The sequence below is a fragment of the Carnimonas nigrificans ATCC BAA-78 genome (assembly GCF_000526695.1).
Taxonomy (GTDB): domain Bacteria; phylum Pseudomonadota; class Gammaproteobacteria; order Pseudomonadales; family Halomonadaceae; genus Carnimonas; species Carnimonas nigrificans.
Map to the genome: position 1 here is coordinate 58,901 of NZ_JAGO01000013.1, position 14,543 is coordinate 73,443.

Below are 14,543 nucleotides of genomic sequence, written 5' to 3' on the forward strand. Positions count from 1 at the left end.
AGACTGTATTAATGTCTACCCTTTCACACTTCCGCGCCTGTATCGACAGTTTTTACGAGACGCTTCTTACCGCTGTCGATCAGCACGGTCTAGTGCCCGAGTTCATTGCGCAAAGTGACATGGCACAGCCGCAGCCGCGCATGCTGTGCCAGACGCGCGGCATTCTGTATCTGTGTCATGTGTACGAGCTAAAGGGCGATAGCACGGCATTACGCTATGCGCGTCAGCTCTATGAGACGCTGCGACAGCGCTATCTACAGCCGCAAGCCGATTATTTTGCTCCCCCTGCCGCGCACGATGGCGGCGCACGCTACGAGCTGGCCTTTCTGCTTCAGGCGCAGGCGCGTTTGAATCATCTTGAGCCTATCGAAGGGCTAGGCGCTGACCTTGCTGCCACGCTCGATGATATCCTCTCAAGCCCCCTTTCTCGCTGGCTGGCTCCGCGCGAACAGGGCGACTTCCTTGAGCTGAACGCGCTCATGCACCTCTACGAAGCGCTGGCTTTTAGCCACCGCTGCCGTCCGGATCAACGTACTGCCGCGTACCTGCATCAGCTGACGCAGCTCGCTGCGGCTCATTTCGTCGATCATCAGCACGGCATACTGGCAGAGAGGGTAAGCTCCTCCGGCGATATTCTGGAATACGATCTGGGCCATATCTATGAATGGTCATCGCTTCTGCTCATCCATCAGGATCAAGGCTTCACGCTGGAAGGCATTGAACCGGCCACTCAGCTTACCAAGGCAGAAGAGATCAGCCGCCAGGCATTCGGCACCGCGATGGTTTCCCATCAGCTTGATCGCGCCTTCACGCCTATCGGCAAGGATGCACGTATTTGGGTAAATCTCGAACGCCTGCGTAGTCTTTCCCTCATCCAGCACCCCAATGCTGACACGCTGCTGGAGACTATTCTGGCGGACTACTTCCCGAACCGGCTGCCTGAAGAGTACCTGGGCAAATCAGGGCCGATTAAATCGACCACCGGCTATCACGTTATCGAGTGCTATCGCGCGGTAGTGCATGCGCAGCGTTCCTCCCACAGTTCGTGATAATTCAGGAAAGGGGCGCTTCAAACCGCCCTCTTCCCGAAGCAGGGGCGCTGCCCGCTTTTAGCTCCTTATGCTAAACTGACTCGCTTAAGGCTTATCCTGGGTTAGGGGTGCGCTACATACTTGCAGCCAAATAAATAAGTGTGGCAAGCATTTATGTTGCTGCTCGACTATCCTGAGTCCATCTATATGCAGGAAGTCATTGAGCTGGTCCATAAGAGCATGTACAGGAAGACACTTGCTCGCGCAGCCCTGCCAGGCTAACCGTGCATACCTCTCATTCATTGAATTTCATGCCAAAATAAAAGGTGTTGCGACAGGTCCCGTGCTTTCCTCCACTCCCTCTCATACAACCGCAGGCTATTTTTCGCGTGGCATCATGCGCTGGCAGGCTGTCCCTGAGTTATTGCACGAATATCGCCACTTTGTCGCGCTTGGAAAAACTTCCCGCCGTCAGGTTGGTGCAGTGGTGGGCTGGGGAGCAAAGCCCAGCAGCGAGCGCGCCCGTCACTATGCGGTAAAGCACGGGCTTCCCTATATTGCACTGGAAGATGGCTTCATACGCTCCTATGGACTTGGCGTAGAAGCCGAGCAGCCGCACAGCCTGGTGGTTGATCACACCGGTATCTACTACGATGCCACGCGCCCTTCTGATCTTGAGCAACTGATCAGCGACGCCAGATTCAGCGATGCTGAACTGCTGCGCGCGCGCGACGCCATGGCGCAGATTCGCTATCACCGCCTGAGCAAATACAACGCCGCCCCCGACCGCCTGCCCAGAGAGCTGGTTGCCGGCCGCCGCTATGTGCTGGTGGTGGATCAAACCCGCGGGGACGCCTCTGTCGCGCTGGGCATGGGCAGCGCAGAGTGTTTCAACTCGATGCTTGAAGAGGCGCTGGCGCGACACCCTGACGCCGATATCTTGATCAAGGTGCATCCTGATGTTGCCAGCGGTCATCGGCGTGGCTATCTCGCTGAGGGCGCGCTTCCCGAACGCTGCTACCGGATCGACGAGGCACTGAACCCCTGGGCGCTACTGGAACATGTGGAGGCGGTACATGTGGTGACCAGCCAGCTTGGTTTTGAAGCGCTGCTGGCCGGCTGTCAGGTATTTTGTCACGGCATGCCCTTCTACGCGGGGTGGGGGCTAACCGAAGATCGCCAGTACTGCCCACGACGCAAAGTGAAGCGCTCTCTTGAACAGGTATTTACGGCCGCTTATTTACGCTATAGCCGCTACTACAACCCGATTACCCGCAGCGCCACCAGCCTTGAAGAGACCATTTACCTGCTGGCTGACATCAAGCGTCAGACCCAGCGCCTGAGCGGCCGCTGGGCTATCCATGGCATGTCAGGCTGGAAGCGACGCTTCATCCACCAGTACCTCGGCCCCCAGGCGCACATTCGCTACATCAAAGACAGTGCCCGCGGCCTGCATATCGCTCCCGACGAACGAGTATTGGTGTGGGGCTTCAATGAAAGTGATCAATTGAAGGCGGCATACCAACAGCGCGGTATCTCCCCCTATCGTGCAGAGGATGGCTTCGTTCGCTCGAATGGGCTGGGAGCCGACCTTGTCCACCCATTGTCTTTGGTGATCGATGCCAACGGGCTTTACTACGACCCGGCCCAGCCCAGCGATCTCGAACATATTCTTCAGCATCACGCCTTTGATGAAAGCCTGATTCATCGTGCCACGGCTCTGCAAAAATCACTGGTAGAGCTAAAACTCTCCAAATACAACCTTGGCGGTGCATCGTTGCCGAGCCTGGCTGCCCTTCCCAAGCATAAGGAAGTCATTCTGGTGCCGGGGCAGGTAGAAACCGATGCATCAGTGCTGCGTGGCTCGCGCTCGGTAACCAGTAACAGCGAGTTATTGCGCAGGGTCAGAGAGCGCTACCCTGAGGCGATTATTCTCTACAAGGAACATCCTGATGTGGTCAGCAAGGCCAGGCGGGGGGCGCTGTCGGCAGATGAGCACGCGCTCTATGACATCAACGTAAGCGACGCCAATATTACTGATCTGCTTGATCGAGTAGATAGCGTACACACCATGAGCTCTTTGACTGGCTTTGAAGCCTTATTGCGTAACGTAAGGGTTCACACCTGGGGCATGCCCTTCTATGCGGGCTGGGGGCTCACCGAGGATGAGGTTGAGCTGCCGCGCCGTAAACGGCGCTTGAGCCTTGAACAGCTGGTAGCTGGCGCTCTGATCCTTTATCCATGCTACGTGGCCCCCCATAGCGGCCAACTGTGCAACATTGAGAGCGTCATCCAGCTCATTCACCAGCGCGCCTCCCTGCAGCAACGGCTGACACTTAAAACCAGACTGTGGCGGTTGTACCGCGGCGTGGTAGAGGGACAGCGTTAACAATGACCAGTAAACGTTCATTTCTGTTTCTGCAAGGGGTGTGCAGCCCCTTTTTCAACGCCCTCGGAAGCGCCTTGCAGCAGCGTGGACACCGTGTTATCAAACTGAACTTCAACGTCGGTGACCAGCTATTCTGGCACACTTCTCCTTCCTATAACTGGCGCAGGGGCCCAGGTAAACGCCTGACCGAGTACGTCAGCACCCTGTGGGAAAAGCACGGCGTCACCGATCAAATTCTGTTTGGTGATCGTCGCGCCGTTCATATTGATCTCGTTACTGCCGCCCGTCAGCGCGGCATTGTTAACCATGTGTTCGAAGAGGGCTATCTACGGCCTTACTGGGTGACGCTGGAGCGCGAAGGAGTGAACGCTCACTCAATGCTGCCACGGAACCCGGAATGGTTTCTTGAGGTGGCAAAACAGCTCCCCGATCAATGGAAGCCTTCCAAAATCAATAATGCGTTCAAGGTGCGTGCATGGCACGACGTTAAATACCACCTGGGCGGAATATTGAACCCGATGCTATACCCGGGGTATCGAACCCACGCCGCGCTCAATGCACCGCAGGAATACATGGGCTATTTATGGCGATTCGCGCGCATGCGCAGCTATAAAAAGCGCGACACGGTCCTGATCCAGAAACTATGGGGCAGCCGACGCCCCTACTATTTACTGCCGTTACAGCTCAATGGCGACTTCCAGGTACGCCATCACTCCTCTTTCAACGATATGAACGAGTTGATGACATTTGTTGCTGAAACCTTCGCCCTGCACGCGCCCAAGGATGCCATTCTGGTCATCAAGAACCATCCTCTGGATATGGGCATGACGCCCCATGCGCGGGACGTAAAGCGCATTACCGAACGCTACGGCCTGAAGGATCGTGTGGTCTATCTGGAAACCGGCAACCTTGAACGGCTGGTCAAATACAGCCGTGGGCTGATTACTCTTAATAGCACCAGTGGCCACGTATCACTGGCCGCTCTCAAGCCTACTATCGCTCTGGCCAATGCCATTTACGATATGCCCGGCCTGACCCATCAAGGCCCCCTCGAAAGCTTCTGGTATCAGCCTCAGGCCCCTGATCCTGCGACACTGGATGCATTTCGCCGCGTTCTGACGCACAGTGTGCAGTTAAATGGGGGCTTTTATACTGGTGATGCCATTGAACTTGCTGTAAAAAACGCCCTTCCCTTAATAGAAGCTGAGCGATCACCATTGGAGCAATTGCTATGTCAGACTCCCGCAGGCCTATGCGCCATATCCTGATTACAGGCGCGACAGGCGCAATAGGGGGAGCACTGGCAGTGGACTGGGCCGCGGCAGGTGTCACGCTGCACTTGCATGGTCGCAATCGTCCTGCCCTTGAAGCACTCGCCGGGCAGTGCCGAGCGCGCGGGGCGGCTACCGTTTTACATAGCCCGTCACTAACCGATCATGATGAGTTGAGACGCTGGATTACCGCCCTCGATGAAGAGGTGACGCTTGATATTGCAGTGGCTGCTGCAGGAGTAAATACTCACTCCCAGCATGAGAATGGTGAGCAGTGGAACCAGGTCAAGGAGCTAATGGAGCTAAACTTCGGCGCTCCTATCGCCCTCACCAACTGTCTGGCAGAACGCATGAAACAGCGCGGACGCGGTCAAATTGTGCTGATGAGTTCGCTAGCGGGCTATTTTGGTCTGCCCGTCACACCGGCCTACAGCGCCAGCAAAGCGGGCATTAAAGCGTATGGAGAGGCAATGCGCGGCTGGCTGGCGCCTCATGGCGTCAAGCTCAACGTAGTGATGCCCGGCTATGTCAGCTCAAAAATGTGCCATGAAATGCCCGGCCCCAAGCCTATGCTCTGGACACCCGCACGTGCTTCACGGCGTATCCGGCGCGGTCTTGAGCGTAACCAGGCCCGTATCAGTTTTCCCTTCCCGCTTAATTTTGGCTGCTGGTGGCTGGCGGTGTTACCGGCAGCGATCTCTCAGTGGATTGTCGGTCTGGCGGGCTACAACGGAGATCACTCATGATCCTGGCGCTATGGATGCCCCTGGTACTCAGTCTGGTGCTGTGGTGTGCGTTCGAGCAATTGCTGTTGCCGCGCCCACGGCCAAACGGTCAACGTCCCGCCTTCACTACCGCCATTGATATAGGCAGCTGGGCGCTGCTGTACGGCGGCTTCGTGCTGTTACTACAGCGCCCATGGTTCGCTACAGTCGTAGTCGGGGCGCTGCACATGGTGATCGTCCAGGTCAGCAATACCAAAGCGCGCACGTTGCGCGAGCCATTCTTGTGCCAGGATTTCGAATACTTCATCGACATGGTGAAGCATCCGCGGCTCTATCTGCCGTTCTTTGGCGTTGGCTTGGCGATCGCTTCCATTCTGGCAGGCATTGCCGCCATTGTGGCCGGCTTCTGGTTAGAGCCATCGGTGCTATTGGCCCGAGGTTGGCAAGCACTTACCCCCACGCTTGGCCTTATGGCAGCAGGAGGCATTGCGCTGCGCTGGGGGCTCAGCAAGGATACTCCCAGCGATTATCGCGATCAGCCGCCACTGCATCCCAATGATGAATTGACTCGCTTTGGCCTGACCACTTTGCTGTGGCGCCAAGGCCGTGAACTGGTCAAACCATTGGATGCAACGGTTGGCCGCGAAGAGTTCCGCCAACCCATGCCGCAAGTTCCGGCACAGGCACTGCCTAATGTGGTGATCGTACAGAGCGAATCCTTCTTCGACCCACGTCGTTGGAACGATGCCGTGCGCGAGCAGGTGCTGGCCCCCTGGGACAACATCGCCCAACGTTCGCTGTTACGCGGGCCGCTCAACGTACCCGCCTGGGGCGCCAACACGGTACGTTCTGAATGTGCCTTCCTGACAGGCCTGCGCGACGGTGCGCTGGCAGGCCATCGATTCAACCCCTACCACTCGCTCTCCCATCAGCTGGTGCCCTCGCTGATTCAGCGCTTCAAGACGCTCGGCTATCGCACGCTCTGCGTTCACCCCTATCCCAAAAGCTTTTACCTGCGCGACCGGGTATTTCCTCTGTTTGGCTTTGATGAATTCATCGATGGCGAAGCGTTCAATGAGCAGCAGAAGGATGGCCAATATATCGCCGATGCTGCGCTGGCAGAAAAAGTGGAGCAGTTGCTGGCATCGAGCGATCAGCCCACGGTGATCATGCTGATTACCATGGAAAATCACGGCCCGCTTCATCTGGAACGACAGCCCGCCGAGCCGCAGCAGTGGCTGCACCGTCCTCTTGAAGAAGGCTGCGAGGATCTGGCGGTCTACCTGCGCCATCTGCACAATGGCGCGCGAATGGTTGAAGGACTGGCAACAACGCTGCAAGAACAGCAGCGGGAAGGTATCCTGTGCTTTTACGGTGACCATGTGCCTATCATGGACAAAACCTATCAGCGACTCGGCGAGCCGGACGGTTTTACCGAGTATTTTATTTGGTCTACCTCAGGTACCGCACAGCCTGACGAGCGGACCATGGATATCGCTGACCTGGGACCAATCCTTTTGAATGCAGTACTAGCCAGCATCACCCATGCCCCCCTTTCAGCCGGTGGTGCTCACTATAATGCTGGCTCTGGCGACGAGACATTTCAATGACAAAGAAAGTGGCCATCATCGGCGCCGCCTATCGCTTTCCGGGCGCTGACACCATCAAGGCCTTTGCCGACGCACTGATTAACGAGCGAGACCTCGTCACCGAAGTCGACAGTTCTCGCTGGGACAAATATTCCTTTCAACACCCTGACCGCAAGCACCCCGGTACCAGTGTTACCTTCGCTGCCGGCAGTCTGGGAGATATCAGTGGCTTTGATGCTGAATTCTTTGGCATTTCACCGCGTGAAGCGGCCCAGCTTGATCCGCAGCAGCGCATTATGCTCGAACTGGCATGGCAGACGATGGAGCATGCCGGCATCAAGCCCTCATCGCTGCGCGGTAGCGACTGCGGTGTATACCTCGGGGTCGCCAGTCTGGATTACTCGTATCGGCTTGCTGAAGATTTAGCGCTCACCGATACCACCACCGCGACCAGCAACACCATGAGCCTGGTCTCCAACCGCATCTCTTACCTGTTTGATCTGCATGGCCCCAGTGTCTCGATGGACACCGCCTGTTCCTCGGCCATGGTCGCCTTCCATCACGCCTGCGCAGCGATTCGTGCGGGCGACATCGACATGGCACTAACCGGCGGCATCAGCCTGCATCTGCACCCGTTTGGCTTCCTGATCTTCTCCAAGGCGAGCATGCTCTCCGCCAACGGTCGCTGCCGCAGCTTCGACGCCGATGGCGATGGCTATGTGCGTTCGGAAGGCGCGGGCATGTTCATGCTCAAGGATTACGACAAGGCCGTGGCCGATGGCGATCGCATTATCGCCGTAGTGGCAGGCAGTGGCGTTAATACCGATGGCAGCAAGCAAGGTCTGACGGTGCCCAACCCTGCTGCGCAGCAGTCATTGATGGCGCGCACGCTTGCTACTTCCGGCATCAGCGCCGATGAACTCAGCTATGTGGAAGCACACGGCACCGGCACCCGGGTGGGCGACCCCATTGAGGTCAGCGCCATCGGTGACGCCTTCGCCAGCCAGCGACAAGCGCCATTGCCGATCGGTTCGGTCAAAAGCAATATCGGGCATATGGAAACGGCCTCCGGTGTGGCGGGGCTGGCCAAAGCGCTGCATGTACTGACCCAGCGCGAGATTCCGGCCACCATTGGCGTGCGCCGTTTGAATCCTGCGCTGAAAGTGGAAGAGCGCAATATAGAAGTTGTCACCCAGCGCCGCTCGCTGCCCGCATCAGGCAAGCTGGTGGTGGCGGTGAACTCCTTCGGCTTTGGTGGCGCCAATGCTCATGTTCTGCTGGAGAGCGCGCCCGATATCAGGAACGTTGAGCAGAACCTTCCTCAGTCAAACGAAAAGCCCCTGCCCCTTTTCCTGAGTGCGAAAAGTCCCGACACCTTGACCGCTCAGGCGGGTGCTCTCGCGCACCACTGGCAGCACCTCGCTCAGCACAGCGACGCCGCCCCTGCCCTTGAGCGCATTGCCAGCGAGCTGTGGTTCCGTCGCGAACATCTCAATCATGGAATGCTGCTGTGGCCCTCCAGCGATCAGCAGGCGATTCAGCAGCTCGAAGCCTTTGCCAACAGCGGCTCGAACGCTTTTCAACGGACCCTCAGCGCTGATGCAGCACGCCAGGGGCCAGTATTCGTCTACTCCGGCAACGGCTGCCAGTGGTTCGGCATGGGGCAGGCGCTGCTCAAGCACTCGCCGCTGTTCGCGCAGACGATAGATCAGGTCGATGCGCTCTATCAACCGCTGGCAGGTACGTCATTACGGGCAGAGCTGGAAGGTCAGCACGGCGACCGCCTTGACGCCACCGAATTCGCCCAGCCTACCCTCTTTGCAATTCAGGTGGGCCTCACCCAACTGCTCAGAGAGCACGGCATCGAGCCGGCTGCCGTTGTCGGTCACAGCGTCGGTGAAGTAGCCGCCGCCTGGGCTTGCGGCGCATTAAGTCTTGCCCAGGCTGTCTCTGTCATTCATTGGCGCAGCCACTATCAGGGCAAAACCCGTGGCGCGGGAGCAATGCTGGCCGCAGCGCTGGAACGAGAAGAACTGGACGGCTGGCTGGCCGATCCACGCTTCAGTGACATCGTGATCGCTGGCACCAATAGCGCCAAGGGCTTCACTCTGGCGGGCGATACTCGCCAGATTGCGCAGCTACAGCAGGCGCTTACTGACCAGCGCATCTTTGCGCGCACGCTACCGCTTGACTATGCGTTCCATAGCCCAGCCATGGATAGCGTGAAGCAGGCGCTACTCGACAGCCTCAGCGATATTCGTGGTGGCACCACACGCTGCCCCATGTACTCGACCGTGACTGGCAAAGTGATCGAGGGCAGTGCGCTGGATGCCGATTACTGGTGGCACAACATTCGCCAGCCCGTTGCCTTCCACGCAGCGCTCAATGGCTTGATTGGCGCGGGATTTAGGCTCTTCACCGAAGTGGGTACTCACCCCATCTTGCAGCGCTATATCAAGGATAGCCTGGCCGAGTTGGGTCAGAGTGGTGCAATTCTCACGACACTCAAGCGCCCGACCCACGACAGTCACGACTCCGAGATCAGCAGCATTGAGCAGTGCATTGCGGCGCTGTGGATCAGCGGCATCGAAATTCCCATCGAGCGCTGGCTAACTCCTGACAGCGCACGTATCGACCTGCCCCATTATGTCTGGCAGCGGGAGTCGCACTGGTACAGCAACAGCGGTGATCAAACGGGGCTGGTAGATCGCCGCTATGAACATCCGCTGCTCGGCTACCCTCTGGTGGGGCACGATCACCGCTGGCAGAGCGAGCTTGATACCCAGCGTCTGTCCTGGCTTGCCGATCACAATGTCGGCGACAGCGTGATCTTCCCCGGTGCCGGTTTTGCCGAGCTGATGCTAGCGGCCGCGGCCTCCTGGCAGGGCCGGAGCGTGATCGAGGTAGAAGCGCTTGAGATACTCTCGCCGCTACTGCTTGATGCTGCTCCCAGCAAGGAAGTGCGTACCGAGATCGACGAACGGCAGGGCCACGTCAGCATTCACGCCCGCGAAGCCGCCAGCGGTGATGCCTGGCACCTTCATGGTCGCGCACGTTTGCCAGCAGATACGCTCGGCCTTTCACTGGCTGCCAACGCTCCCTCGCTTCCATCCCGCCAGCCCGACTTCGAGCGCCAGCAGCATTTGGCGCAAGCCCAGCAGCTGGGTCTCAACTACGGCCCTGCTTTCCAGGGCATCGCCCATGGCTGGCTCGAAGAAGGTTGTGCCATCGCAGTACTTGAAAATACTGCGGCGATCAGTGAATCCCAAAGCGAGTGCCTGCTGCCGCCCGGTTTGCTGGATAGCGCTTTCCAGCTCTTTATTCCGCTACTGAGCGCGCTGGGCGTCAGCGATGCCAGCATGGCGTTCGTTCCTGTCAGGCTGGAGCGATTGCAGTTCAACGCAGAAGCGAGCGCTCCTGCACTGGCCTGCGTGCGCCCGACCCAACGCTCCCCGCATTCGTTGTGTGCCGATCTTGAGCTGTTCGATGCCAGCGGCAAGGCAGTGGCGGTAATAGAGGGCGCACGTTTCCGCGCCGTGCGCCTGAAAAGTGCTGCTCAGCGCCCCATCGAGCGACTGCGTCAGCGACTGGCACCCGCACCTCTGTCAAACGCCATTGTTTCACGTGAAACATTACAGCCTCCGATAGTGACGGACAGCGACTTCGCCCGCCTTGGTGAGCTGACCGCGCACAGCAGCCAGCGCTATTCGGAAGAGCTGGAGCCACTGCTGGAAGCGATGACCTACGCATTTGCCGAGGAAGCCCGCCAACAGCATCACGGTAGCGCTGATGATGAAGCACTCAAGCGCCTGTTCGAACGTCTTGCGCTCAGCGACGATGACGCAACGGCAGAGGCAACGGACACCTCGGCAGCAGATATCTGGCAGCTCGCGTTGCAGGACTACCCCGATTACGCCGAACTGGTGCTCGCGCTGGGTCGTGCCGGTTATTGTTTGGGAAGTGCTCAGCCGCCGGAGATGGATACTGCGCGCCTGTGGCAGGCCGCGATGGATAATGCCACCAGAAAGTCTCTCGCCACTGATATTTCTCAGCTGATCGAGCGCCATGTAGCTGAGCTGCCTGCGGGGCAACGCCTCACGCTGATCGAAGTGGCTGCACGCCAGCTGAGCTGGCTGCCGCGCCTCAGCCCAGGGAACGGCTCTCTCGCCCTTCGAGAACAGCTGATCACGCTGGATGACAGTGCCTGGCACGACGCACATCTATTTGCACCGTCGCGTGCGGGGCTGGACATCTACAAGGCTGATGAGCCGATTGAAGCCGGTAGCGATGCCGCGCTGGTGCTCGTCGGGGCTGGCATTACGTCGCCCCAGCTAAAACAGTTGCTTGAACAGCTGACGCAGCAACGCAGGACCCTGCAACTTCTGTTTGTTGGTCCACGCAGCAGTCGCTGGCAAGCGCTGGTTGAACAAGGCAAGCAGCCGCTCCCATGTACCAGCGAGCAGGTTCGCCAGCTGCTGGAGCTATACGATTTTGCTGTCGAAAGCGGTGATAGCGATGCCGCTGGCATTGAGCTGCTGCTCGCAACAGCGCCTGAAATAAACGCTCAAGAAAACTTGCCTGCGCCGCCTCAGCACTGGCTGATATGCAGTGACGCCAGCTCGCAGGCCATGGCGACAGCACTTGCAGAAGCGCTACAGGAAGCCGATCAGCAAGTGACGCAAAATGATGGCACTACGCCTCCGGCGGCACTGTTGCTGGAAGTCGATCATATCGTCGATCTCGCCCTGCTGGGCTGTAGTGCGCCTGACGCACGCTGCACGCGCATGGCAACGTGGTGGCAGCAGCTTGAGCAGCACGCCAGCGCTGCGCGCCTGTGGTGGTTCACCCTGGGAGCCACTCAGCAGTGGAGTAATGCCCAACACATCACCCTTGCCGAAGATGCGGCGAGCTGGGGCTTTGGACGTACCCTCCAAAATGAGAGTGGCGGCGATCGCGTCAGGCTGGTGGATCTTCCTGCTCAGGTGGATCATGCCAACGAGTGTCCAGACGCACTGATTGATGCGCTGTTGGCGCAATTGATTGAGCCAGATGCTGAGCTGGAAGTCGTGTTTGATGAGGATGGCACCCGCCTGGCACCGCGGGTAGAAGTCGTTGCCGACGAAAGCGCAACGACGCCCGACACAGCGCTCACTCTTGGATTCGACGTACCAGGCCAGCTACGCCATTTGCGCTGGAAGGAGCGCACATTGGCACCGCTCGGGGATGACGATGTTGAGATCAGCGTCAAGGCAACCGGACTCAACTTCCGTGACGTGATGTACGCGCTGGGGCTGCTCTCTGATGAAGCAGTCGAGCAGGGCTTTGCTGGTGCCAGCCTTGGGTTGAAATTTTCCGGCGAAGTGGTTCGCACTGGCGCGAATGTTACCCGCTTTGCGCCCGGCGACGCGGTGGTCGGCTTCGGCCCCTCCAGCTTCTCCACCCGACTCATTGCGCGCCAGCATACCCTTGCCCCCATTCCCGCGGGCATCAGTTATGCAGCCGCGGCCACGCTGCCTACCACCTTCTTCACTGTCTACTATTCGCTCAAGCATCAGGCACGGCTGGAAGCAGGTGAACGCCTGCTAATTCACGGTGCCGCAGGCGGTGTTGGGCTGGCTGCGATTCAGATTGGCCGCTGGCTGGGTGCCGAGATTTACGCCACCGCAGGCAGCGATGAGAAACGCGATGTGCTCAGACTGATGGGCGTCGAGCATATTTACGACTCCCGCTCGACCACCTTCGCCGAAGCATTGCTGGCCGACACACCGGATCACCAGGGGGTCGATGTCGTGCTTAACTCCCTGGCGGGCGAAGCGATTGCGCAAAACCTCAGGGTATTGAGGCCGTTCGGGCGCTTTGTAGAGCTTGGCAAGCGCGATTTCTACGACAACACCCAGGTGGGCCTTCGCCCATTCCGCAATAACCTGAGTTATTTTGGTGTCGATTCCGACCAGCTGATGCAGGAACGCCCGGCCCTGACGGAGCGACTGTTCGGTGAAATGATGGCGCTGTTTGGCGATGGCACGCTGTCACCGCTGCCCTTTACCGCCTTCAGCGCTGATCGCGTGGTAGAAGCCTACCGCTACATGCAGCAAGCGCGCCAGATCGGCAAGGTGGTGGTGACCTACGAGCAGCCGCCGAAAGCGCAATCTTCCAGGCACAGTGAAGCGCCACTGACGCTTGATCCAACAGGAAGCTACCTTATCACCGGCGGGCTAAGCGGCTTCGGGCTGGCAACGGCACGCTGGCTCGCCGATCATGGTGCCCGCCATCTGGTGCTGGTGAGTCGGCGCGGACTGAACGCTCAAACGTCTCAAGACGAAGAAGCGCAACAGGCCATTGAGCAACTCAAGGCGCAAGGTGTGACGGTCAATGTCGCTGCATGCGATGTGAGCCAGCGTGAGCCTCTCACTGCGCTGCTGGGAAGGCTTCGCCAGGAGGAAGTACCTCTTACCGGCGTGGTACATGCTGCCACGGTAATTGATGATGCGCTGGTGCGCGATCTGACACCCGAGCAGATCACTAATAGCATGCGCGCCAAGGTAGAGGGTGCGCGCCTGCTTGATGAATTGACACGCAGCGACGATCTTTCGCTCTTTGTGCTCTACTCCTCAGCCACAACGCTCTTCGGCAACCCGGGGCAGTCCTCCTATATCGCTGCCAACATGTGGCTTGAGGCACTGGCCGCCAGCCGTCGCAGCCAGGGGCTGGCAGCCACCTGTATCAGTTGGGGTGCCATCAACGATGTTGGTTTCCTGGCCCGAAATACCCGCACGCGCGATACTCTCGTCCAGCGTCTCGGCGGTCGCGCCATGAATGCCAGTGAAGCTCTTGAAGCCTTGGGTCAGGCGTTGGTGCGCGATTCTTCCAATGAAGGTCTCCTGCCGTTTGACTGGGCAACCACGGCGCGCTTCCTGCCCACCTCATCTTCGCCGCGCTACCGCTTGCTGCCGCATGATGCCAACGAGCAGAGCGACAGCGACGGTGACGAAGATCTGCGCCAACAGCTGATGTCGCTCTCCCCCGAGCAGCAGCGCGAGGCATTGATCGCTCTGCTGCGCCGTGAACTGGCGACCATTTTGCTGAGTGACGAAGCCTCTCTGGAGACTGAACGCTCGGTATATGACATGGGTTTCGATTCCCTTATGGGGGTTGAACTTGTGACCGCACTAGAGGGAAAACTGGGCATTCAGGTGCCGGTCATGGTGCTCAACGATAGCGCCACTATCGCGAAACTGGCGGACTATCTGGTCGAGCGCTTAACAGAAGGCGAAGAAGGAGGAACCGACAATGAGGATGAGGTGCTGGCGGATATTGATTACCGTCACGGTATCAGTGAGGGCTAATGCTTAAGGATGGGTGCGTTGTTCACCGTTCAGTTGTAGCGGAAAATAGCGTAGCATCACGTTTCTCTACTATACAGCTGCACTAAACGCTGTCTGAGCGTGGGCATAGGCGGCATTCAGACCTGAAAAACATCGGGAGGGGTGCCGTTTACCGAGCCATACGAGCCACTTACCGACCGTTTTGAATACCTC

Annotated in this window: 6 protein-coding genes; all 6 read left to right on the forward strand. The window is 58.5% G+C overall.

The genetic code is table 11. The features are described from left to right. The first annotated feature begins 11 nt into the window (after window positions 1-11). On the forward strand, window positions 12-1,049 hold the full coding sequence (locus L881_RS0107820; protein WP_025733141.1) for an AGE family epimerase/isomerase: 1,038 nt from the start codon (window positions 12-14) through the stop codon (window positions 1,047-1,049). Window positions 1,050-1,374: 325 nt separating this feature from the next. After that, window positions 1,375-3,420 (forward strand): capsular polysaccharide export protein, LipB/KpsS family, encoded by a 2,046-nt coding sequence (locus L881_RS0107825; RefSeq protein ID WP_034579001.1) that lies wholly within the window; start codon window positions 1,375-1,377, stop codon window positions 3,418-3,420. A gap of 2 nt (window positions 3,421-3,422) precedes the next feature. Continuing rightward, entirely contained in the window at window positions 3,423-4,688 is a 1,266-nt protein-coding gene (locus tag L881_RS0107830) for a capsule biosynthesis protein (protein ID WP_025733143.1), read from the forward strand. Beyond that, a complete protein-coding gene (locus L881_RS0107835) occupies window positions 4,652-5,437 on the forward strand; it encodes an SDR family NAD(P)-dependent oxidoreductase (protein ID WP_025733145.1) in 786 nt (261 codons plus the stop codon). Before L881_RS0107830 ends, L881_RS0107835 begins: the two co-directional genes overlap by 37 nt. Next, the gene (locus tag L881_RS0107840) at window positions 5,434-7,026 is read left to right on the forward strand and encodes an LTA synthase family protein (protein WP_025733146.1); all 1,593 of its coding nucleotides are present in this window, start codon (window positions 5,434-5,436) and stop codon (window positions 7,024-7,026) included. Before L881_RS0107835 ends, L881_RS0107840 begins: the two co-directional genes overlap by 4 nt. Beyond that, window positions 7,023-14,351, forward strand: a complete 7,329-nt coding sequence (locus L881_RS0107845; protein ID WP_025733147.1) for a type I polyketide synthase — start codon at window positions 7,023-7,025, stop codon at window positions 14,349-14,351. The genes L881_RS0107840 and L881_RS0107845 overlap by 4 nt, the downstream gene beginning before the upstream one ends. Window positions 14,352-14,543: the final 192 nt, after the last annotated feature.

Coding starts and splice junctions, on each gene's coding strand:
- L881_RS0107840 (WP_025733146.1), top strand. CDS start 5,434: ATGATCCTGGCGCTATGGATGCCCCTGGTACTCAGTCTGGTGCTGTGG.
- L881_RS0107845 (WP_025733147.1), top strand. CDS start 7,023: ATGACAAAGAAAGTGGCCATCATCGGCGCCGCCTATCGCTTTCCGGGC.
- L881_RS0107820 (WP_025733141.1), top strand. CDS start 12: ATGTCTACCCTTTCACACTTCCGCGCCTGTATCGACAGTTTTTACGAG.
- L881_RS0107830 (WP_025733143.1), top strand. CDS start 3,423: ATGACCAGTAAACGTTCATTTCTGTTTCTGCAAGGGGTGTGCAGCCCC.
- L881_RS0107835 (WP_025733145.1), top strand. CDS start 4,652: ATGTCAGACTCCCGCAGGCCTATGCGCCATATCCTGATTACAGGCGCG.